Origin of the sequence: Massilia sp. LjRoot122 (assembly GCF_964252725.1) — a bacterium.
Taxonomy (GTDB): Bacteria; Pseudomonadota; Gammaproteobacteria; order Burkholderiales; family Burkholderiaceae_D; genus Telluria.
In genome coordinates, this window is sequence record NZ_CAXUPB020000001.1 from 3,897,163 (window position 1) to 3,916,593 (window position 19,431).

The window sequence follows — 19,431 nt, forward strand, 5'->3', positions numbered from 1 at the left end:
AAAGGTGCGGCAATTCTTTGCTATACAGGCCACAGCGGCGGCTCATCCATCAGCGCCACCTGCTCGCGCAGCTCGAGGATGCGGTCTTGCCAGTAGCGCTGGGTGTTAAACCAGGGGAAGGCCGCCGGGAAGGCCGGGTCATCCCAGCGCATCGCCAGCCAGGCCGAGTAATGGATCAGGCGCAGGGTGCGCAGCGCCTCGACCAGGTAGAGCTGGCGCGGATGGAATTCGCAGAAGTCCTCGTAGCCGGCCAGCACGTCGGCCATCTGCCCCACCATTTCCTGGCGCTCGCCGGACAGCAGCATCCACAGGTCCTGCACCGCCGGCCCCATGCGGCTGTCGTCGAAGTCGACGAAATGCGGGCCGTCCGGCGTCCACAGCACGTTGCCGCCGTGGCAGTCACCGTGCAGGCGCAGCAGGGGCAGCTCGCCGGCCCGCTCATAGCAGCGCGTCACGCCCTCGAGCGCCTGCTCGACCACGCTGGCCCAGGTCGCGGCCAGTTCGGGCGGGATGAAGCCGTGGGTGCGCAGGTAGTCGTAGGGATCGCGCCCGAAGGTCTGCGGATCGAGCGCGGGCCGCTGCGTGTAGGGCCGGAGGGCGCCGACGGCATGGATGCGGCCGATGAAGCGCCCCATCCATTCGAGGGTATCCGAGTCGCCCAGTTCGGGCGCGCGCCCGCCGCGGCGCGGGAACACGGCGAAGCGGTAGCCGGCAAAGCCGTGCAGGCTGCGGCCGTCGATGACGCTGGCCGGCACCACCGGGATTTCCCGTTCCGCCAGCTCGGCCACGAAGGCATGCTCCTCGAGGATCGCCGCATCGCTCCAGCGCTCGGGGCGGTAGAACTTGACGACCACCGGAGGCCCCTCTTCCAGGCCGACCTGGTAGACGCGGTTCTCGTAGCTGTTCAGGGCCAGCAGGCGGCCGTCGCCGTACAGGCCGACGCTCTCGACAGCCTCCAGCACCGTTTGGGGGTCGAGCCGCGCGAACGGATGGGCCTGCGGGTTTGCTTCAGTAGACGAATGATCCATGTGCGCATTGTATCCGGCGCCGCCGCGGCGCAGGTTTTCCGTGCTCTCGTCCCGCGCAGGCGTTACACTGGCGCCTTCAAAACGCAACAAGAGCCCCACATGCATCTCGACGAACCCCTCAGCGACAAAGAATTCGACGAACTCGACCAGTTCCTGCTGTCCGACCGCTCCCCCGAGGACGCGATGACGATGGACACCCTGCACGGCTACCTGACCGCGATCGCGATCGGCCCGGAAACCATCATGCCGGCCGAGTGGCTGCCGCGGGTCTGGGGCGAGGACGGCAAGCAGGCGCCGGCCTGGAAGAATCCGAAGGAAGAACAGCGCATCATCAACCTGATCATGCGCTTCATGAACGAAGTGCTGATCACCTTCGAAGCCGCGCCGAAGGAATTCGAGCCGCTGTTCTGCGAGCACGAGATCGAGGGCGAGAACCTGATCGACGCCGAAGCCTGGTGCTGGGGCTTCTGGGAAGGCATGGAGCTGCGCCCGGGCTCCTGGGATCCGGTGTGGGATTCGGAAGTGGCCGAACTGATGCGCCCGATCTACCTGCTCGGCGCCGACGAGATCGACGAAACCGAACTGCCGGAAGTCGAAGACCCGCGCAAGGCGCACCAGCTGGCGCTCGAGATCGAAGCCAATATCCCGGCGATCTACCGCTACTGGCTGCCGCAGCGCAAAGGCGCGGTCGAAACGATCAAGCGCGAAGAGCCGAAGGTCGGCCGCAACGACGACTGCCCTTGCGGCAGCGGCAAGAAGTACAAGAAGTGCTGCGGCGCGGAAGCCAGCTGAAGCGAAGCAAGGCTGCCTGAAGCGCAAGGCTCAGGCAGCCTCCGTCAATCCCAGATCCAGCCCCACCAGCAAGTCGCCGGGCTGCACCATCCCGGCCAGCCGGCCCTCCTCATCCACCACGAACACCTGTTTCGCCCCATCATGGAAGCGGCTCAGCAGCGCCGTGACCGGCGCCGCCGCCGTCACGGCGACGAAGTCCGGCTCGACCAGCTGGCCGACGGTCGGCACCGTGTCGCGTCCGAACAGCAGCGCCGTCGCACGGCGCGCGCGCGCAGGCAAGGGCCGGCTGGCGCTGCCGCCGGCCGCCACCAGGCCCGACATGCTGAGCACCCCGATCGGGCAACCGGCGGCGTCCACCACCGGCAGCGCCGGGACGCCGTGCCGCACCAGCAGCGCACGCGCGGCCGCCAGCGGCATGTCGGGGGTCAGGTTGGCGGGCACGGGATGCGCGAGTTCGCCGCAACTGTGCCGGCGCGCCCGGCGCTCGGCCGCGCGCTGCTCGGTCTCGGCGAAGATCGAAGCCAGGTCGTCACGGCTGACGTCGAGCGTCTCGCCGAAGCTGTCCAGCGCCGCGTCCAGGTCTTCCCTGGCAAAACCGGCCTTTTCCTCGGGCGGACGGGCGGCCGGCTGCACGTGTGGATACGGATGGCCGGACAGCCTGTTCCAGGCCACCGCGCCCAGCACCATCAATATCGAATTCAGGCCCACCGGCGCCAGCACGAACCAGAAACCGGCATCCTGCACCGCCGCCCCGCCCAGCACCGCGGTAACCGCCACCGCCCCGCCGGGCGGATGCAGGCAGCGCAGCGAGGCCATGGCGGCGATCGCCAGGCCGCCAGCCAGGGGTGCCGCCACCAGCGGGTCGGCCGCCTGCGCGCAGGCCACGCCCACCAGCGCCGACAAGATATTCCCGCCAATGACGGGCCAGGGCTGGGCCAGCGGCGCCGCCGGCAGGCAGAACAGCAGCACCGCCGACGCCGCCATCGGGGCGATCAGGAAAGGCAGCGCGTGGTTGGCGGCCGCACCGAGTGCGGCGCGGCTGATCAGGGCGGTGAGAAGCAGCGAGGCCAGTGCGCCGAGGGCGGCGGACACCTGGTGGGTCAGCGAAGTGGGGCCGGCGGGGCGGAGACGCTGCAGCCTTTCTATAAGCAAGGAGAACATGGATTCGATTTACAACAATGGAACTTGCCATTACACCACAGCTTGCGAAATCGCGTTTTCCCCCACCCAGGCAGTGAGCATTCCCTAGGCAATCATGTAGGATAGACAACAGCAATAACCAACAACAAGGACCCTCGATGAAAACAATCCAGCAACGAAGCCTTGCCGCCGCACTTGCCGCGACCTGCTTCGCCGGCGCCGCCATGGCCGCCGCCCCGATGGTGAAGACCCCCGCCCCCGGCTACAGCCGCATCATGCTCGGCCAGTTCGAAGTCACCCCGCTGTCGGACGGCACGGTGGACCTGCCGGTCCACGAACTGCTGGCCCAGGACGCGAAGAAGACCAACGCCGCCCTGGCCGCATCCCACCTGAAGTCGCCGCTGGAAACCTCGGACAACGCTTACCTGGTCAATACCGGCACCAAGCTGGTACTGATCGACAGCGGCGCCGGCAGCTTCTTCGGCCCGACCCTCGGCAAGCTGGTCGCCAACATGAAGTCCGCCGGCTACAAACCGGAACAGGTCGACGAGATCTACATCACCCACTTCCACGGCGACCACGTCGGCGGCCTGGTCAACAACTCGGCCGCCGTGTTCCCGAACGCGGTCGTGCGCGCCAGCAAGGCGGAGTCGGACTTCTGGCTGAGCCAGGCGAACATGGACAAGGCCAAGGACAAGGACAGCTTCAAGGGCGCCCAGGCTGCGCTCGGCCCCTATGTGAAAGCCGGACGCTACAAGCCCTTCGAAGGCAGCGTCGAGCTGGTGCCGGGCATCCGCGCCAACCCGACCGGTGCCCATACCCCGGGCCACACCACCTACCTGGTCGAGAGCGGCGGCCAGAAGCTGCTCCTGATCGGCGACCTGATCCATGTCGCCAGCGTGCAGATGGAAAACCCGGGTGTGACCATCCAGTTCGACAGCGACCAGAAGGCCGCGGCTGCCGCGCGCAAGAAGGAATTCGACGCCGCGGCCAAGGGCGGCTATATGATCGGCGGCGCCCACCTGCAGTTCCCGGGCATGGGTTACCTGCGCAGCGAAGGCAAAGGCTACCGCTACATCCCCGTGAACTACACCCAGATGCGCTAAGCCGTTACGCCGGCACGCAGGCCTGCGCCGACCTCGTCGAGCAGGCGTGCCAGCGCATCGAAGTCGAGCGGCTTGACCAGGTGATGCTGGAAGCCGGCGTCCCGGGTCTGGTCGCGGTCCTGCTGCTGGCCGTAGCCGGTGACGGCCACCAGCACGGCCGCGGCGGTTTCCGGCTGGGCGCGCAGGCGCCGCGCCAGCTCGCGGCCGTCGATCCCGGGCAGGCCGATGTCGAGCAGGCAGACGTCCGGCGCGCTGCCGCGCGCCCGCTCCAGGGCCCGCAAGGGTTCGTGCTCGACCACCACCTCGTGCCCCTGCGCCGCCAGCAGCAGGCCGAGCGTCTCGGCCGCGTCCACATTGTCGTCCACCACCAGCACCTTCAGCCCCTGCGGCGTCCCGCCCTGCGCCGCGCCCGCCGGCAGGCCGGCTTCCGGCGCGGCCGCCGCCTCCTGCATCAGCGGCAGGGTGATCACGAAGGTACTGCCCTTGCCCAGCCCCGGGCTCGAACAGGCGACCATTCCGCCATGCAGCTCGACCAGGTTGCACACCAGGGCCAGGCCCAGTCCCAGGCCGCCCTGCGAGCGGTCGGACGAGCGTTCGGCCTGGGTGAACAGGTCGAACACCCTGCCGGTCAGTTCGCGGTCCATGCCGATGCCTTCGTCACGCACGCTGATGACCAGGGCTTCCGCCCTCGCCTCGGCGCGCAGGTCGATGGCGCGGGCTTCCGGCGTGTACTTGGTGGCGTTGCCGAGCACATTGGCCACCACCTGCACCAGGCGCGCCTTGTCGCCTTCCACCAGGGCCCACGAGGGCGGCAGGTGCACCGACAGCCGCTGCTGCCTCGCCTCGATCGCGGGCCGGACCTGTTCCACCGCTTCCTGCACCACCGCGCGCATGCCGACCCGGGCCCGCTCGAGCGTGATCAGGCCGCGGGTGACGCGCGAGACGTCCAGCAGGTCGTCCACCAGGCGCGTCATGTGGCGCACCTGGCGCCCGATGATGTTGCTGCTCTGGCGCACCCGCGCTTCTTCCAGGCGGCCGATGCGCAGCAGCTCGGCGGCGGCGCTGATCGGCGCCAGCGGGTTGCGCAGCTCGTGCGCCAGCATGGCCAGGAACTCGTCCTTGCGGCGGTCGGCCTCGACCAGCTTTTCCTCGGCCAGCTTGCGGTCGGTGATGTCGCGGAAGAAGGAAGCGATGCTGCCGTCCTGCATCGGGTAGGCCCGCACTTCGGTCCAGATGCGCTGGCCGTCCGGGTAGGTATGCGCATAGATCGCGGCCGAGGCAACCCGGGTCCGCATCACCTCGCGGTACATGCGGCCGACATCCATGTCGACCGTGTGCGCGAAGACTTCCCAGTGGTTGCGCCCGATGACCTCGAGCGCTGTCGCACGGCACAGGCGCAGGCCTTCGGCATTCATCTCGACGATGGTCCAGTCGGCGGCGAACACCGCGAAGCCTTCGGCGATGGTGTCGAAAATGTGGCGGCTGCGGTCGCGTTCGGCGCGCAGCTCGGCCTGGGCACGGGCGGTTTCGGTCGCCGCCCAGGTGCGCTCGGCGACGTCGCGCGCCAGCTGCACGTCGTCCTCGCTCCAGTGGCGCGGCTGGGGGCAATCGATGCCGAGGCAGGCCGTCAGGCGGCCCATTTTCACCAGCGGCACCACCAGCAGCGCCCCGATCCGGTCGGCCACGTAGGCGCTGCGGTAGCCCATGGTGCGCACGTCGCGCGCGGTGTCGTGGATACGCACCACGTCGCCAGCCCGCAGGGCGGCGCCCACGGCCGGCCCGAACTCGTCGAGACTGAAGCTGGGTTGCGTGAATTTACGCTCGTCGCGCGCCCACCAGCGCGGCACCGAGAAGCGCCCGGTCGCCGGGTTCACCTCGGCATACACCACCCGGCCCGCATGCAGCTCGCCGCCCAGCAGCGCGCTGGCGGTGGCGATCACTTCCTCGCTCGATGCCAGCGGCCGCAGCGCATCCGATACCGTGAGCTCGAAGGCGGCGCGGCGCTCGGCGGCGACGCGGCGCGTGGTTTCCATCACGGTGCAGAACATGCCCGCCACCTGGCCGTCGTCGCCGATCAGGGGCGCGTGCGAGAAGGTGAAGGTGGCGCGCTCGGGGTAGCCGCGCCGCATCACGGTCATCGGCATGTCCTCGTAGTACACCGGCTTGCCCGACAGGGCACGGTCGATCAGCGGCACCATCTCCTTCCAGACCTCGGCCCACAGCTCGCAGAAGCGTTCGCCGAGCGCGCGACCGTGCTTCTGCCCGAGCAGCGGCACGTAGGCATCGTTATAGAGGAAGATCAGGTCCGGCCCCCAGGCCAGGAACATGGGGAAGGCCGAGTGCAGCATCATGTCGACGGCCGTGCGCAGGGCGGGCGGCCAGTCTCCAGGTGGACCGAGCGGGGTCCGGGTCCAGTCATGACGGCGGATGCGCGTGCGCATGCCGCCATTGTCGGGCCCACTGTGCAGGAATGAGGACATGGGCCGATTGTCTCACAGCTTTTATTGCCTGTAGTGCATTTTGCAAAACAGGCAAAGCATGCATATCACAGTTTAATGAAGTGCTCGCGGTAGTAGCGCAGTTCTTCGATCGACTCGACGATGTCGGCCAGCGCCGTGTGCTTCTGGTGCTTCTTGAAACCGGATGCCAGTTCCGGCTTCCAGCGGCGGCACAGTTCCTTCAGGGTCGACACGTCCAGGTTGCGGTAGTGGAAGAAGGCTTCCAGCTTGGGCATGCCGCGCGCCATGAAACGGCGGTCCTGGCAGATCGAGTTGCCGCACATAGGCGACTTGTTCGCGGGCACGTACTTTTTCAGGAAGGCGATCAGTTCCTGCTCGGCCTGGGCTTCGGTGACGGTCGAGGCCTTGACGCGGTCGATCAGGCCCGACTTGCCGTGGGTGCCCTTGTTCCAGTTGTCCATCTTGTCCAGGGTCTCGTCCGACTGGTGGATGGCGAATACCGGGCCTTCGGCGATGATGTTCAGCTCCGGGTCGGTGACGACCACGGCGACTTCGATGATGCGGTCGGTGTCCGGGTCGAGGCCGGTCATTTCCATGTCGAGCCAGACCAGGTTGAATTCGTTCGGACGCACGGCCGCCGCGGCGCCTTCGGTTTGTGTAGCTTGTGACATAATTCTCTCTTCTTTATTGCGTAATCCTGCATTTTCTCACAGGCACAGAATGTCTTCACTTGGGTTTTCGGTATTGTTCGTCGTTTTCTTTGCGCTGACCTTGGGCGTGCGCTTCTGGCTGGCCAGCCGCCACATCCGGCACGTGCTACGCCATCGCGCCAGCGTACCGGCCGAGTTTGCGCCAAAGGTGCCGCTCGCGGCGCACCAGAAAGCAGCCGACTATACGGTGGCCAAGACCCGGATCGGCATTGCCTCCATGCTGTGGGGCGGCGTGGTGCTGATCGGCTTCACCCTGCTGGGCGGCCTGCAGGCCCTGTCGGTGTCCCTGCTCGGCCTGACCGGGCCCGGCCTGGCGCACCAGATGGCCCTGGTGGTCGCCTTCGCGGTGGTTTCAAGCCTGCTCGACCTGCCCTTCGACTGGTACCGCCAGTTCGTGCTGGAACAGCGCTTCGGCTTCAACAAGATGACGCCCGGCCTGTGGCTGGCCGACATGGCCAAGGGCGCCGTGGTGGGCGCCGTGATCGGCCTGCCGCTGCTGTGGGTGATCCTGGCGCTGATGGAAAAGAGCGGCGACCTGTGGTGGCTGTGGGCCTGGTGCGTGTGGAGCGGCTTCCAACTGCTGATGATGGTGCTCTACCCGACCGTGATCGCGCCGCTGTTCAACAAGTTCACCCCGCTGCAGGACGCCAGTCTGCGCGAACGCATCGAGGGCCTGATGGCGCGCGTCGGCTTCGCCTCGAAGGGCCTGTTCGTGATGGACGGCAGCAAGCGCAGCGCCCATGGCAACGCCTACTTCTCCGGTTTCGGCAGCAACAAGCGCATCGTCTTCTTCGACACCCTGCTGTCGCGCCTCGACCCGCACGAGATCGAAGCCGTGCTGGCGCACGAACTCGGCCACTTCAAGCTGCGCCACATCGTCAAGCGCATCGTGGTGATGTTCGCGCTGTCGCTGGGCTTCCTCGCGCTGCTGGGCTACCTGAAGACCCAGGCCTGGTTCTACACCGGCCTCGGCGTGCAGCCCATGATGGGGGCCTCGAACGACGGCATGGCCCTGATCCTGTTCATGCTGGTGCTGCCGGTGTTCACCTTCGTGCTCTCGCCGCTCAGCTCCATCACCTCGCGCAAGCACGAGTTCGAGGCGGACGCCTTCGCGGCCAAGCACACCGATAGCGGCCACCTGGTCTCGGCCCTGGTCAAGATGTACGAGGACAACGCCTCGACCCTGACCCCGGACCCGCTGCACTCGGCCTTCTACGATTCGCACCCGCCGGCCTCGGTGCGGGTGAAACACCTGACGATGGCGGCCGCATGAACCTGCTCGACCAACACTGCATCCACGGCGCCGCGGCGCGCGACCCGGCCGCCATCCGCGCCCGCCTCGCCGAAGTGCCGGACTGGCAGGCGATCGACGGCACCATTGCGCGCGAATACCGCTTCCCCGACTACCGCGCCACCATCGCCTTCGTGAATGCGATCGCCGACATGGCCGAAGCGGAGAACCACCATCCGGAGCTGACGGTGGCCTGGCTCCGCTGCACGGTCGCCTACACGACCCACTCGGCCGGCGGCGCACTGAGCGACAACGATTTCATTTGCGCGGCCAGGGCCGACGCAATCTATAAGGCGGTACATGAGTGAATTGACCGGCACCATCATCGCCGCCCACGGCCGCCACTACCTGGCCGATGCAAACGGCGACAAGCTGCAGTGCGTCACGCGCGGCAAGAAGACCAATGTGGCGGTGGGCGACATCGTCCACCTCAAGCGCACTTCGAACGACCAGGCCGTGATCGAGAAGATCGCCGACCGCACTACCCTGCTCTACCGCTCGGACCAGTACAAATCCAAGCTGCTGGCGGCGAACATCTCGCGCCTGTTCATCGTCGTCGCCACCGAACCGGGCTTCGCCGACGACCTGGTCTCGCGCTCGCTGGTGGCCGCCGAGGCGGCCGGCATCGAAGCCCACATCATCCTGAACAAGGTCGACGTCGAGGAACCGCTGGCGCGCGCCCGCGAGCGGGTCGGCCTGTATGCCTCGCTCGGCTACCAAGTGCACGAGCTGTCGGCGCGCGCGAACCCGGAACACGCGGTCGCGACCCTGATGCCGCTGCTCGCCGGCCAGTCCTCGATCTTCATCGGCCAGTCGGGCATGGGCAAGTCGTCCCTGATCAACCTGCTGGTGCCGGACGCCGACATCGCCGTGCGCGAGATCTCGGAAGCGCTCGACACCGGCAAGCACACCACCACCTTCACCCGTTTGTACTGGCTGCCCGGCAGTTCGCCCGGCAGCGCGATCATCGACTCGCCCGGCTTCCAGGAATTCGGGCTCTACCACCTGACGGAAGGGATGCTGGAGCGGGCCTTCGTCGAGTTCAAGCCCTACCTGGGCGGCTGCAAGTACTACAACTGCCGCCACTTGGCCGAGCCCCAGTGCGCCGTGCTGGGCGCGGTCGCGGAAGGCAAGATCGCGAAGATGCGGCATACGCTGTATGGCCAGCTGCTGCACGAGTCCTCGCAGACCCTGTATTGAAGGTTTTTACCCGCCTTCCCTAACGTCAAATAAAAACCCTTATAATTCAAGGGATAACAGTTCAGCAAAGACGCAAAGACGCTATGCCAGTCGCAAAACCGATCAAGCACTTCCTGCAGTTCTCCGACTTCTCCTTCGACGAATTCGAGTACGTCATCGAGCGCGCCAAGGTCATCAAGCGCAAGTTCAAGGCCTACGAGGTCTACCACCCGCTGGTCGACCGTACCCTGGTGATGGTGTTCGAGAAGAGCTCGACCCGCACCCGCCTGTCCTTCGAAGCCGGCATGCACCAGCTGGGCGGCGCCGCGATCTACCTGAACACGCGCGACAGCCAGCTGGGACGCGGCGAGCCGGTGGAAGACGCGGGCCAGGTCATGTCGCGCATGTGCGACATCATCATGGTGCGCACCTTCGGCCAGGAGATCATCGAGCGCTTCGCGGCCAACTCGCGGGTCCCGGTGATCAATGGCCTGACCAACGAACACCACCCCTGCCAGGTGCTGGCCGACATCTTCACCTTCTACGAGCACCGCGGCCCGATCACGGGCAAGACGGTGGCCTGGATCGGCGACGCCAACAACATGCTGTACTCCTGGCTGCAGGCGGCCGAGGTGTTCGGCTTCCACCTGAACGTCTCCACGCCGAAGGGCTACGACCTCGATCCGAAGCTGGTGTCGACGCAGCGCTACACCCTGTTCGACAAGCCCTCGGATGCCTGCGAAGGCGCGCACCTGGTCAACACCGACGTCTGGACCAGCATGGGCTACGAAAAGGAGAACGCCGAACGCCTGAAGGCCTTCGACGGCTTCATCGTGGACGGCGCCAAGATGGCGCGCGCCACCCCGGACGCCCTGTTCATGCACTGCCTGCCGGCCCACCGCGGCGAGGAAGTCGCCGCCGAAGTCATCGACGGCCCGCAGTCGGTGGTCTGGGACGAGGCGGAGAACCGCCTGCACGTGCAAAAGGCGCTGATCGAATACCTGCTGCTCGGCCGCATCGAAGACAAGTAAGATTTTTCACCACCACAAACATTTAGTTTGATCGTCGGCCCGCGAGGGCCGGCTGACCATCCCGACCCCACCTCCTCCTCCACACTGGAATCTCCATGAGCGACATTAAAAAAGTAGTCCTCGCCTATTCGGGCGGCCTCGACACCTCCGTCATCCTGAAGTGGCTGCAAGACCACTACAACTGCGAAATCGTCACCTTCACCGCCGACCTTGGCCAGGGCGAAGAGCTGGAGCCTGCGCGCGCCAAGGCGATCAAGTTCGGCATCAAGCCGGAAAACATCTACATCGACGACGTGCGCGAAGAATTCGTGCGCGACTTCGTGTTCCCGATGTTCCGCGCGAACACCGTGTACGAAGGCGAATACCTGCTGGGCACCTCGATCGCGCGTCCGCTGATCGCCAAGCGCCTGATCGAGATCGCCAACGCCACCGGCGCCGACGCCATCTCGCACGGCGCCACCGGCAAGGGCAACGACCAGGTGCGCTTCGAACTGGGCGCCTACGCGCTCAAGCCGGACGTCAAGATCATCGCTCCGTGGCGTGAATGGGACCTGCTGTCGCGCGAGAAGCTGCTGAAGTACGCGGAAGACGCCGGCATCGATATCGACATGAAGCACAAGAACGGCGGCGCGCCCTACTCGATGGACGCCAACCTGCTGCACATCTCCTTCGAAGGCCGTCACCTGGAAAACCCGAGCGCGGAAGCCGAGGAATCGATGTGGCGCTGGACGGTGTCGCCGGAGCAGGCGCCGAACGAAGCAGAGTACCTCGACATCGAATACGAACAAGGCGACATCGTGGCCCTGAACGGCAAGCGCATGAGCGCCGCCGAAGTGTTGACCGAGCTGAACCGCCTGGGCGGCAAGCACGGCATCGGCCGCCTCGACCTGGTCGAGAACCGTTATGTCGGCATGAAGTCGCGCGGCTGCTACGAAACCCCGGGCGGCGCCATCATGCTGAAGGCCCACCGCGCGATCGAATCGATCACCCTGGACCGTGAAGTGGCGCACCTGAAGGACGACCTGATGCCGCGCTACGCTTCGCTGATCTATAACGGCTACTGGTGGGCACCGGAGCGCGTCGCGCTGCAGACCCTGATCGACCACACCCAGCAGACCGTCAACGGCTGGGTGCGCGTGAAGCTCTACAAGGGCAACGTGATCGTGGTGTCGCGCGATTCGAAGACCGATTCGCTGTTCGACATGACCATCGCGACCTTCGACGAAGACGGCGGCGCCTACAACCAGGCGGACGCGGGCGGCTTCATCAAGCTGAACGCGCTGCGCATGCGCATCGCGGCCAAGGCGCGCGCAGCACGCGGCAAATAAGCGTTTTCGCTTTATCGGGAGGCCGCCTGCGGGCGGCCTTTTTTCATGGGCGCGGCGGTGCTAATATCGCAAGCCATGAGCGATTTTGGTGACAATCCTTGTTTGGACTGCGGCGCCTGCTGCAAGTCCTTCCGTGTGTCCTTCTATTGGGCCGAAGCGCTGGAACGCGGGATGCCGGAGGTCATGGCCGAACAGCTGACGCCGCATCTGTCCTGCATGAAGGGGACGAATGCGTCGGCGCCGTATTGTGCGGCGCTGGGCAAGGGGGATGCGGGGCGGATGGCGTGCGGGGTGTATGCGCATCGGCCGAGCCCGTGCCGGGAAGTGCAGATTGGGGATGAGAAGTGTGAGCGGGCGCGGGCGAAGCACGGGTTGCCGGCTCTAAGTTGCGTTTCGTGAGCGCTTCTAACTTGGGTTCCCGCCTTCGCGGGAACGACGGTTTTGAGGGACATGGCAAGAAATGCGCTACCGTATTCCGAGCGTTAGCTTAGAAACGTCGTTCCCGCGAAGGCGGGAACCCAATCTAGTTTGCGTACCCTCAGCTAACAATACGACCGTCGGCCGACAATATGCCGATGGACAAGCCATCCTACGTCTACATTCTCGCCAGCCGTCGCTACGGCACACTCTACATCGGTGTTACTTCCGACCTGATCCGCCGCGTCTGGCAGCACAAGGAAGGGTTCGTGGAAGGCTTCACCAAAACGCACAAAGTGAAACTCCTGGTCTGGTACGAAGTCCATACTGAGATCGTTTCCGCCATCACCCGAGAAAAACAGATCAAGAAGTGGCGCAGGAACTGCAAAGTGAACCTGATCCAATCCACCAATCCCCACTGGCACGACCTGTATCCCGGTATCTCTGCCTGAGAAACCGCCCCCACGCTCCCTTTCAGGCTAGAATCTCCGCGCATGTCCCTCCGGAGCCTGCATGCATTCCGACCACGACACCGAGACCGGCAAGACCCTGGCCCCCGCGCCCGCCGGTGCCGCCGCCGGGGACGCCTTCGCCATCATCTACCGCAACATCGAAGACGTCGTCTACCAGCTCACGGTCGAAGGCCCCGACCGCTTCCGCTTCATCAACGTCAATCCGGCCTTCTACAAGGCGACCCAGCTGAGGCCCGAGCAGGTGATCGGCAAGATGGTCGAGGAAGTCGTCCCCGAGCCTTCGCTGTCGATGGTGCTCGGGCACTACCGCGAGGCGATCCGCAGCGGCCAGACCCAGCACTGGGAAGAAAGCAGCGACTATCCTGCCGGCCGCAAGGTGGGCCGGGTCTCGATCACACCCGTGTTCGACGCCGACGGATGCTGCACCGACCTGGTCGGCACCGTGCACGACATCTCCGACGTCATCAATCGCGAGGACAAGCTCCAGCTGGCCCACCGCAAGCTGGAGGATGCCTTCGCCACCCAGAGCCGGCTGGCCGAGTCGCTGCGGCGCGAGGAAGAGCGCCTGGTGCTGGCACTGAACGGCACCGGCGAAGGTGTCTGGGACTGGCGCATGGACAAGAATACTGTCACCTTCTCCGCCAAGTGGAAGGAAATCATGGGCGCCACCGGCAGCCTGGATGGCGCTACGCCGAAGATCTGGACCAGCCGCATCCACCCCGACGACAATCCCCACGTGCGGCGCTGCATCTCGCGCTACCTGGCCGGCGACGAAGCCCTGTACACCTGCGAGTACCGCATCCGGCGCTTCAGCGGCGAGTGGATCAAGCTGCGCTCGCGCGGCAGCATCGTCGAGCGCGACGCCCACGGACAGCCGCTGCGCATGATCGGCACCATCACCGACATCACCGAAGCCTGGCAGATCCGGAAGGCGCTGGCCGCAAGCCACGAACGGCTGGCCCAGCTGGCGCAGCAGGTTCCGGGCGCGCTGTTCGAACTGGTGCGGCATCCCGACGGCCGCTACACCTGCCCCTTCATCAGCGACATGGCCCATAGCCTGTTCGAGCTGGCCCCGGCCGCAATCCAGTCCAGCCTCGACCGCCTGGCCGAACGCATCCCGCCCCTGCACCGCGGCCGCCTGCGGCGCGCCCTGGAACGCTCGGCTTCCGGCATGCAGCCGCTGCGCGCCGAGTTCCAGGTCGACCTGCCAGGTGGCGAGCGCTGCTGGCGCGAAGTGATCGCGACACCGGCCCCGGGTACGGACGGTGGCACCGTCTGGTATGGCTTCATCGACGACATCAGCAGCCGCAAGCAGAGCGAGGAAACGATCCGCCAGTTCACCGAGAAGCTCGAACGGCGCGCCAATTACGATGACCTGACCGGCCTGCCCAACCGGGCCCTGTTCCGCGACCGCCTCGAGCAGGCGATCCGCCGCGCCGAGGACGAAGGGCGCGACATCGCCCTGCTGTTCATCGACCTCGACCGCTTCAAGGAGGTCAACGACCTGCTGGGCCACGATGCCGGCGACCTGCTGCTGATCGAGGCGGCGCAGCGTATCCGGGCCTGCGTGCGCAAGGGCGATACGGTGGCCCGCCTCGGCGGCGACGAGTTCACGGTGATCCTGACCGAGACCCATGAACTGGTCCACGTCGAAGCGGTCGCGCAGGCGATCCTGGACGCGCTCTCCCAGCCCTTCCAGATCCAGGCCGAACTCCTGTACATCGCCGGCAGCATCGGCATCGCCCGCTTCCCGGACGACGCGCTGGACCCGGAAGAACTGATGCGCAACGCCGACCACGCCATGTACCGGTCCAAGTCGGGCGGGCGCAACCAGCTGACCTTCTTCGAGGCCAACATGCAGGCGGCCGCGATCCGCCGCCTCAAGCTGCTCGCCGAGCTGCGCAATGCCGTCCCCGGCAAGCAGCTCGAGCTGTATTTCCAGCCGATCGTCGACCTGGCGTCGAACCGGATCGTCAAGGCGGAGGCCCTGCTGCGCTGGCGCCATGCCTCGGGCGCCCTGCTGAGCCCGGACACCTTCATCGAAGTCGCCGAGGAATCCGGCCTGATCCACGAGATCGGCGACTGGGTGTTCCACACCGCGGCCCAACAGTCGAAACGCTGGTCGGAACTGCTGGGGCGCGACTTCCAGATCAGCATCAACAAGTCGCCGGTCCAGTTCCAGCCCCAGGCCACGGCCGCCGACTGGGTGGCCTACCTGCGCGAGATCCGGCTCGGGCCCCAGTGCATCAACGTCGAAATCACCGAAGGCCTGCTGTTGAACCTGTCGGAGTCGGTGATGTCCAAACTGGGGGCGCTGCAGTCGAGCGGCATGCAGGTGTCGATCGACGACTTCGGCACCGGCTACTCCTCGATGAGCTACCTGAAGCGCCTCGACATCGACTACCTGAAGATCGACCAGTCCTTCATCGCCGAACTGGTCCACGACAATTTCAGCCGCACCATCACCGACACCATCATCGTCATGGCCCACAAGCTCGGCCTGAAGGTGATCGCCGAAGGCGTCGAGACCGCGGAACAGCGCGCCTGCCTGAGCCGCTCGGGCTGCGACTACGGCCAGGGTTTCCTGTTCTCGCCCCCGGTGACGGCAGCCGCCTTCGAGGCGATGCTGGTGCGTTAAGCGCCGTTGTTGCGCAGATCGTCCACCGGCTCGTGGCCGAAGCGCTTGGACAGCAGGCAATCCACCAGCTTGGCCGCGCAGTCCGCCGGCGTCTCCAGTACCCCGCTGTCCTTCATGTCGACGAAGCGCTGCTTGAGCGGGAACTGCGTGTCCGGCGTGGCCCGGATCTGGGCCTGCATGTCGGTGTCGATCACGCCAGGCGCCAGGCTGACGCAGCGCACCCGCGGATCGCCGTCGAGGGCCACCGCGCGCGCATGCTGGTCGAGCGCCGCCTTGGTGGCGCAGTACACGCTCCAGCCCGGGTAGGCGCTGCGCCCCGCCCCGCTCGAGATGTGCAGGATGCGCCGTTCGGCTTGCGGCGCCGCCTGGACGAAGGCGCTGGACAGCGCCAGCGGTGCGCCGACGTTCAGCGTGGCCGCGCGCAGCACCGCCAGCGGATCCTGGGAAGCCAGCGGCCCCACCGGCGTCACCACGCCGGCATTATTCACCAGCAGCGCGGTGTCGCAGCCGGCCAGGAAGGAACGCAGCGTATGCCCCTGCAGCCAGGCCGCGAGGGCCGCGCTGTCGCCCAGGTCGACCACGGCCTGCTCCATGCCTTCGCCAATCTCCGCATGTCCACGCGCCAGCCCCAGTACCGGAATGCCGCGCGCCACCAGTTCCGCCGCCACCGCGGCGCCCAGGCCACGGCTGTGGCCCGTCACGACTGCCTTGATCATGTCCGCCTCCCTAGAAGAATCGGCTAGATGAATACCGGCTCCGGCTCGAGCTCGACGCCGTACCTCGCCGCCACGTCCGCCTGGATCGCGCGCGCCAGCCTGACCACGTCCTCGCCCTGGGCCCCGCCCAGGTTGACCAGCACCAGCGCCTGCTTCGGGTACACGCCCGCCGCGCCCAGCGCCCGGCCTTTCCAGCCGCACTGGTCGATCAGCCAGCCGGCTGCCAGCTTCTCGCTGCCGTCCGCCTGCGCATGGTGCACCAGGTTCGGGAATTCGGCCAGCAGGCGCGCACAGTGCTCGCGCGCAACCACAGGGTTCTTGAAGAAGCTGCCGGCATTGCCGATCTCGGCCGGATCGGGCAGCTTGCGGCGCCGGATCGCCTCGACCGTGCGTCCGACGTCCTGCGGCGTCGGCGACGTGAAACCGGCCTCCTCCACCGCCTTGGCCAGCTCGGCATAGCGCAGGTTAGGATGCCAGTCCAGGGGCAGCGCGAAGCTCACGTCCAGCACCACCAGCGCGCGCCCTTCCGGGTGCTTGAACAGGCTGTCGCGGTAGGCGAAGCGGCAGGCCGCCGCATCGAGGGTGCGCAGTTCTCCGCTGGCCATGTCGTAGGCGGTCAGGGAGTGGAACACGTCTTTGGTTTCAGTGCCGTAGGCGCCGACGTTCTGGATCGGCGCCGCGCCGACCGTGCCCGGGATCAGGGACAGGTTTTCCAGCCCGCCCAGGCCCTGCGCCAGTGTCCACTGGACGAAGCCATGCCAGTTCTCGCCGGCCTGGGCCCGCACCAGCAGCTTGCCGTCCCGCTCGCCCAGCACTTCCTTGCCGAGGCCGGCCATGTGCAGGACGATGCCGTCGAAGTCGCGCGTGAACAGCATGTTGCTGCCGCCGCCCAGCACCAGGCGCGGCAGTCCGGCGAGCGCCGGGTCGCGCCGCAGCGCGTCCAGCTCCGCCGCCCCTTCGACCCGCAGGTAATGCCGGGCCCGCGCCGGGATGCGGAAGGTGTTCAGGGAGGTCAGCGGGAAGTCGTGGAGGATGGGTAGGGTGGCTTGCATGGCTTGGCGGTGTTTTTTGATCATTATAGAGGCAAGCTCGGGTCAGACTGTTGCCGTGTGGGCAAATGTAATGGCCTCAGGGAGGCGTTGTCCGTTAAAATAGAGGGGTTCATCTAGTGTGCATTACAGAAAAAGGAAAACCCCATGCCATCGTTTGATGTCGTCTGCGAAGCAGACATGGTTGAAGTAAAGAATGCGGTCGAGCAATCGAACAAGGAAATCACCACCCGCTTCGACTTCAAGGGCAGCTCGGCAAATGTCGAGCAGAAAGAAAAAGAACTGACCCTGCTCGCCGATTCCGATTTCCAGCTCGGCCAGGTGAAGGACGTCCTGATCAACAAGATGGCCAAGCGCAAGGTCGACGTGCGCTTCCTGGACGAAGGCAAGGTCGAGAAGATCGGCGGCGACAAGGTCAAGCAGGTCATCAAGGTGCGCAACGGCATCGAAACCGAGGACGCCAAGAAGATCACCAAGCTGATCAAGGAAAGCAAGATGAAGGTGCAGGCCAGCATCCAGGGCGAATCGGTGCGCGTCACCGGCGCCAAGCGCGACGACCTGCAGGCCGCCATGGCCCTGCTGCGCAAGGATATCCAGGACCTGCCGCTGGCGTTCAACAACTTCCGCGATTGAACGGAGCGCTTCAGGCACCAACGCGGCGTGGCAGAGCCACGCCTGAGAGTAGAATGACGACCGTATGCTGCGGTTGGTCAATGCATTGAGTACGCGTAGGGAACTACAGCGGTTTAAGGATTGCAATGAAACGTGTTGATGATTTCCGCCTGCGACTGGGCAACAAGGAATATGTGCCCATCATGATCGGCGGGATGGGCGTGGACATCTCGACCTCCGAACTGGCCCTCGAAGCTGCCCGCCTCGGCGGCATCGGCCACATCTCGGATGCGATGGTGCAGGACGTGTCGGACCGCAAGTTCGACACCACCTTCGTCAAGGACAAGACCAAGCTCTACAAGTTCAACATCAACAACATGAACAAGGCGGTGGTGCAGTTCGACCTCGACCGCCTGGCCGAGGCGACCCGCCTGCACGTCGGCGCGACCATGGAAGCGAAGAAGGGCGATGGCCTGATCTTCGTGAACTGCATGGAAAAGCTGACCATGAACGCGCCCAAGGAAACCCTGCGCACCCGCCTGTCGGCGGCGCTGGACGCGGGCATCGACGGCATCACCATGTCGGCCGGCCTGCACCTGGGTTCGTTCGACCTGATCAAGGACCATCCGCGCTTCCGCGATGCCAAGCTGGGCATCATCGTGTCCTCGGTGCGCGCGCTGCAGCTGTTCCTGAAAAAAGTGGCGCGCCTGGACCGCCTGCCCGACTACATCATCGTCGAAGGTCCGCTGGCCGGCGGCCACCTCGGCTTCGGCATCGACGACTGGCAGCAGTACGACCTGCATACCATCATGGACGAGATCCATGCCTACATGCGCGAGCAGCAGCTCGCCATCCCGGTCATCGCCGCCGGCGGCATCTTCACCGGCTCGGACGCGGCGGGCTTCATGGAAAAAGGCGCCGGCGGCGTACAGGTGGCGACCCGCTTCACCGTCACCCATGAATGCGGCCTGCCGGACCACGTCAAGCAGGAATACTTCCGCGCCAGCGAAGAAGACATCATCGTCAACGGCGTGTCGCCGACCGGCTATCCGATGCGCATGCTGAAAAGCACGCCGGCGATCGGTTCCGGCATCCGCCCGGGCTGCGAATCCTACGGCTACCTGCTTGATGCCACCGGCAACTGTGCCTACATCAACTCGTACAACCGCGAAGTGCAGGCCAGCCCGGACGGCAAGAACATCACCGTGTTCGACAAGACCTGCCTGTGCACGCACATGCGCAACTTCAACTGCTGGACCTGCGGCCACTACACCTACCGCCTGAAGGACACCACCCACCGCCTGGCGGACGGCAGCTACCAGATCCTGTCGGCACAGCACGTGTTCGAGGACTATCAGTTCAGCGTGGACAACCAGATCGCACTGCCGCCGAAACAGGAGATTGTGGCGGCCTGAAGCTGCTCATTTAACTGTTCCGTATCCGACAAGCCACGCTCCGCCGT

Annotated in this window: 18 protein-coding genes; 12 read left to right on the top strand and 6 right to left on the bottom strand. The window is 65.8% G+C overall.

Features of this window, described 5'->3' with window-relative positions; translation table 11 throughout:
• Positions 1-20: 20 nt before the first annotated feature.
• Positions 21-1,028, bottom strand: a complete 1,008-nt coding sequence (locus tag ACSQ25_RS17060) for a serine/threonine protein kinase (RefSeq protein ID WP_436106862.1) — start codon at positions 1,026-1,028, stop codon at positions 21-23.
• 99 nt (positions 1,029-1,127) lie between these two features.
• Between ACSQ25_RS17060 and ACSQ25_RS17065 the strand changes: the two genes are divergently transcribed.
• Positions 1,128-1,820 carry a UPF0149 family protein gene (locus ACSQ25_RS17065; RefSeq protein WP_436106863.1) on the top strand — a complete coding sequence of 231 codons (693 nt, stop codon included), beginning with the start codon at positions 1,128-1,130 and terminating at the stop codon, positions 1,818-1,820.
• A gap of 30 nt (positions 1,821-1,850) precedes the next feature.
• Here ACSQ25_RS17065 and ACSQ25_RS17070 read toward each other — a convergent pair whose 3' ends face one another.
• Complete coding sequence (locus tag ACSQ25_RS17070) at positions 1,851-2,981, bottom strand: HPP family protein (RefSeq protein ID WP_436106864.1); 1,131 nt, start codon at positions 2,979-2,981, stop codon at positions 1,851-1,853.
• Positions 2,982-3,118: 137 nt separating this feature from the next.
• On the opposite strand from ACSQ25_RS17070, the gene ACSQ25_RS17075 reads away from it, so the two are divergent.
• On the top strand, positions 3,119-4,066 hold the full coding sequence (locus ACSQ25_RS17075) for an MBL fold metallo-hydrolase (protein ID WP_436106865.1): 948 nt from the start codon (positions 3,119-3,121) through the stop codon (positions 4,064-4,066).
• Here ACSQ25_RS17075 and ACSQ25_RS17080 read toward each other — a convergent pair.
• On the bottom strand, positions 4,063-6,546 hold the full coding sequence (locus tag ACSQ25_RS17080; RefSeq protein ID WP_436106866.1) for an ATP-binding protein: 2,484 nt from the start codon (positions 6,544-6,546) through the stop codon (positions 4,063-4,065). The genes ACSQ25_RS17075 and ACSQ25_RS17080 overlap by 4 nt on opposite strands.
• A gap of 65 nt (positions 6,547-6,611) precedes the next feature.
• Entirely contained in the window at positions 6,612-7,196 is a 585-nt protein-coding gene (gene orn, locus ACSQ25_RS17085) for an oligoribonuclease (protein ID WP_436106867.1), read from the bottom strand.
• 49 nt (positions 7,197-7,245) lie between these two features.
• Here orn and ACSQ25_RS17090 point away from each other — a divergent pair, with 49 nt between their 5' ends.
• The 8 genes from ACSQ25_RS17090 (at position 7,246) to ACSQ25_RS17125 (ending at position 15,592) form a co-directional block, all read left to right on the top strand.
• On the top strand, positions 7,246-8,508 hold the full coding sequence (locus tag ACSQ25_RS17090) for a M48 family metallopeptidase (RefSeq protein ID WP_436106868.1): 1,263 nt from the start codon (positions 7,246-7,248) through the stop codon (positions 8,506-8,508).
• Complete coding sequence (locus ACSQ25_RS17095) at positions 8,505-8,834, top strand: 4a-hydroxytetrahydrobiopterin dehydratase (RefSeq protein ID WP_436106869.1); 330 nt, start codon at positions 8,505-8,507, stop codon at positions 8,832-8,834. Before ACSQ25_RS17090 ends, ACSQ25_RS17095 begins: the two co-directional genes overlap by 4 nt.
• Positions 8,827-9,726, top strand: coding sequence for a ribosome small subunit-dependent GTPase A (rsgA, locus tag ACSQ25_RS17100; protein WP_436106870.1), 900 nt, complete (start codon positions 8,827-8,829; stop codon positions 9,724-9,726). Before ACSQ25_RS17095 ends, rsgA begins: the two co-directional genes overlap by 8 nt.
• 83 nt (positions 9,727-9,809) lie before the next feature.
• A complete protein-coding gene (argF, locus tag ACSQ25_RS17105) occupies positions 9,810-10,736 on the top strand; it encodes an ornithine carbamoyltransferase (RefSeq protein ID WP_436106871.1) in 927 nt (308 codons plus the stop codon).
• 95 nt (positions 10,737-10,831) lie between these two features.
• Entirely contained in the window at positions 10,832-12,064 is a 1,233-nt protein-coding gene (locus ACSQ25_RS17110) for an argininosuccinate synthase (RefSeq protein ID WP_436106872.1), read from the top strand.
• 75 nt (positions 12,065-12,139) lie between these two features.
• The gene (locus ACSQ25_RS17115; RefSeq protein WP_436108095.1) at positions 12,140-12,463 is read left to right on the top strand and encodes a YkgJ family cysteine cluster protein; all 324 of its coding nucleotides are present in this window, start codon (positions 12,140-12,142) and stop codon (positions 12,461-12,463) included.
• Positions 12,464-12,639: 176 nt separating this feature from the next.
• Positions 12,640-12,933: a GIY-YIG nuclease family protein gene (locus ACSQ25_RS17120; protein ID WP_436106873.1), complete on the top strand. Its 294-nt coding sequence runs from the start codon at positions 12,640-12,642 to the stop codon at positions 12,931-12,933.
• 61 nt (positions 12,934-12,994) lie between these two features.
• Positions 12,995-15,592 (top strand): sensor domain-containing protein, encoded by a 2,598-nt coding sequence (locus tag ACSQ25_RS17125; protein WP_436106874.1) that lies wholly within the window; start codon positions 12,995-12,997, stop codon positions 15,590-15,592.
• On the opposite strand, the gene ACSQ25_RS17130 is transcribed toward ACSQ25_RS17125, so the two are convergent.
• Both ACSQ25_RS17130 and murB read right to left on the bottom strand, forming a co-directional pair.
• The gene (locus ACSQ25_RS17130) at positions 15,589-16,308 is read right to left on the bottom strand and encodes an SDR family oxidoreductase (protein ID WP_436106875.1); all 720 of its coding nucleotides are present in this window, start codon (positions 16,306-16,308) and stop codon (positions 15,589-15,591) included. The two genes, ACSQ25_RS17125 and ACSQ25_RS17130, sit on opposite strands and share 4 nt — an antisense overlap.
• A gap of 23 nt (positions 16,309-16,331) precedes the next feature.
• A complete protein-coding gene (gene murB, locus ACSQ25_RS17135; RefSeq protein ID WP_436106876.1) occupies positions 16,332-17,360 on the bottom strand; it encodes a UDP-N-acetylmuramate dehydrogenase in 1,029 nt (342 codons plus the stop codon).
• A 144-nt stretch (positions 17,361-17,504) separates the two neighbouring features.
• Here murB and ACSQ25_RS17140 point away from each other — a divergent pair, with 144 nt between their 5' ends.
• Positions 17,505-17,990, top strand: coding sequence for a YajQ family cyclic di-GMP-binding protein (locus ACSQ25_RS17140; RefSeq protein ID WP_436106877.1), 486 nt, complete (start codon positions 17,505-17,507; stop codon positions 17,988-17,990).
• A 125-nt stretch (positions 17,991-18,115) separates the two neighbouring features.
• On the top strand, positions 18,116-19,384 hold the full coding sequence (locus ACSQ25_RS17145; RefSeq protein WP_436106878.1) for a nitronate monooxygenase: 1,269 nt from the start codon (positions 18,116-18,118) through the stop codon (positions 19,382-19,384).
• The last annotated feature ends 47 nt before the right edge of the window (positions 19,385-19,431 follow it).

Coding starts and splice junctions, on each gene's coding strand:
- ACSQ25_RS17060 (WP_436106862.1), bottom strand. CDS start 1,028: ATGGATCATTCGTCTACTGAAGCAAACCCGCAGGCCCATCCGTTCGCG.
- ACSQ25_RS17065 (WP_436106863.1), top strand. CDS start 1,128: ATGCATCTCGACGAACCCCTCAGCGACAAAGAATTCGACGAACTCGAC.
- ACSQ25_RS17070 (WP_436106864.1), bottom strand. CDS start 2,981: ATGTTCTCCTTGCTTATAGAAAGGCTGCAGCGTCTCCGCCCCGCCGGC.
- ACSQ25_RS17075 (WP_436106865.1), top strand. CDS start 3,119: ATGAAAACAATCCAGCAACGAAGCCTTGCCGCCGCACTTGCCGCGACC.
- ACSQ25_RS17080 (WP_436106866.1), bottom strand. CDS start 6,546: ATGTCCTCATTCCTGCACAGTGGGCCCGACAATGGCGGCATGCGCACG.
- orn (WP_436106867.1), bottom strand. CDS start 7,196: ATGTCACAAGCTACACAAACCGAAGGCGCCGCGGCGGCCGTGCGTCCG.
- ACSQ25_RS17090 (WP_436106868.1), top strand. CDS start 7,246: ATGTCTTCACTTGGGTTTTCGGTATTGTTCGTCGTTTTCTTTGCGCTG.
- ACSQ25_RS17095 (WP_436106869.1), top strand. CDS start 8,505: ATGAACCTGCTCGACCAACACTGCATCCACGGCGCCGCGGCGCGCGAC.
- rsgA (WP_436106870.1), top strand. CDS start 8,827: ATGAGTGAATTGACCGGCACCATCATCGCCGCCCACGGCCGCCACTAC.
- argF (WP_436106871.1), top strand. CDS start 9,810: ATGCCAGTCGCAAAACCGATCAAGCACTTCCTGCAGTTCTCCGACTTC.
- ACSQ25_RS17110 (WP_436106872.1), top strand. CDS start 10,832: ATGAGCGACATTAAAAAAGTAGTCCTCGCCTATTCGGGCGGCCTCGAC.
- ACSQ25_RS17115 (WP_436108095.1), top strand. CDS start 12,140: ATGAGCGATTTTGGTGACAATCCTTGTTTGGACTGCGGCGCCTGCTGC.
- ACSQ25_RS17120 (WP_436106873.1), top strand. CDS start 12,640: ATGGACAAGCCATCCTACGTCTACATTCTCGCCAGCCGTCGCTACGGC.
- ACSQ25_RS17125 (WP_436106874.1), top strand. CDS start 12,995: ATGCATTCCGACCACGACACCGAGACCGGCAAGACCCTGGCCCCCGCG.
- ACSQ25_RS17130 (WP_436106875.1), bottom strand. CDS start 16,308: ATGATCAAGGCAGTCGTGACGGGCCACAGCCGTGGCCTGGGCGCCGCG.
- murB (WP_436106876.1), bottom strand. CDS start 17,360: ATGCAAGCCACCCTACCCATCCTCCACGACTTCCCGCTGACCTCCCTG.
- ACSQ25_RS17140 (WP_436106877.1), top strand. CDS start 17,505: ATGCCATCGTTTGATGTCGTCTGCGAAGCAGACATGGTTGAAGTAAAG.
- ACSQ25_RS17145 (WP_436106878.1), top strand. CDS start 18,116: ATGAAACGTGTTGATGATTTCCGCCTGCGACTGGGCAACAAGGAATAT.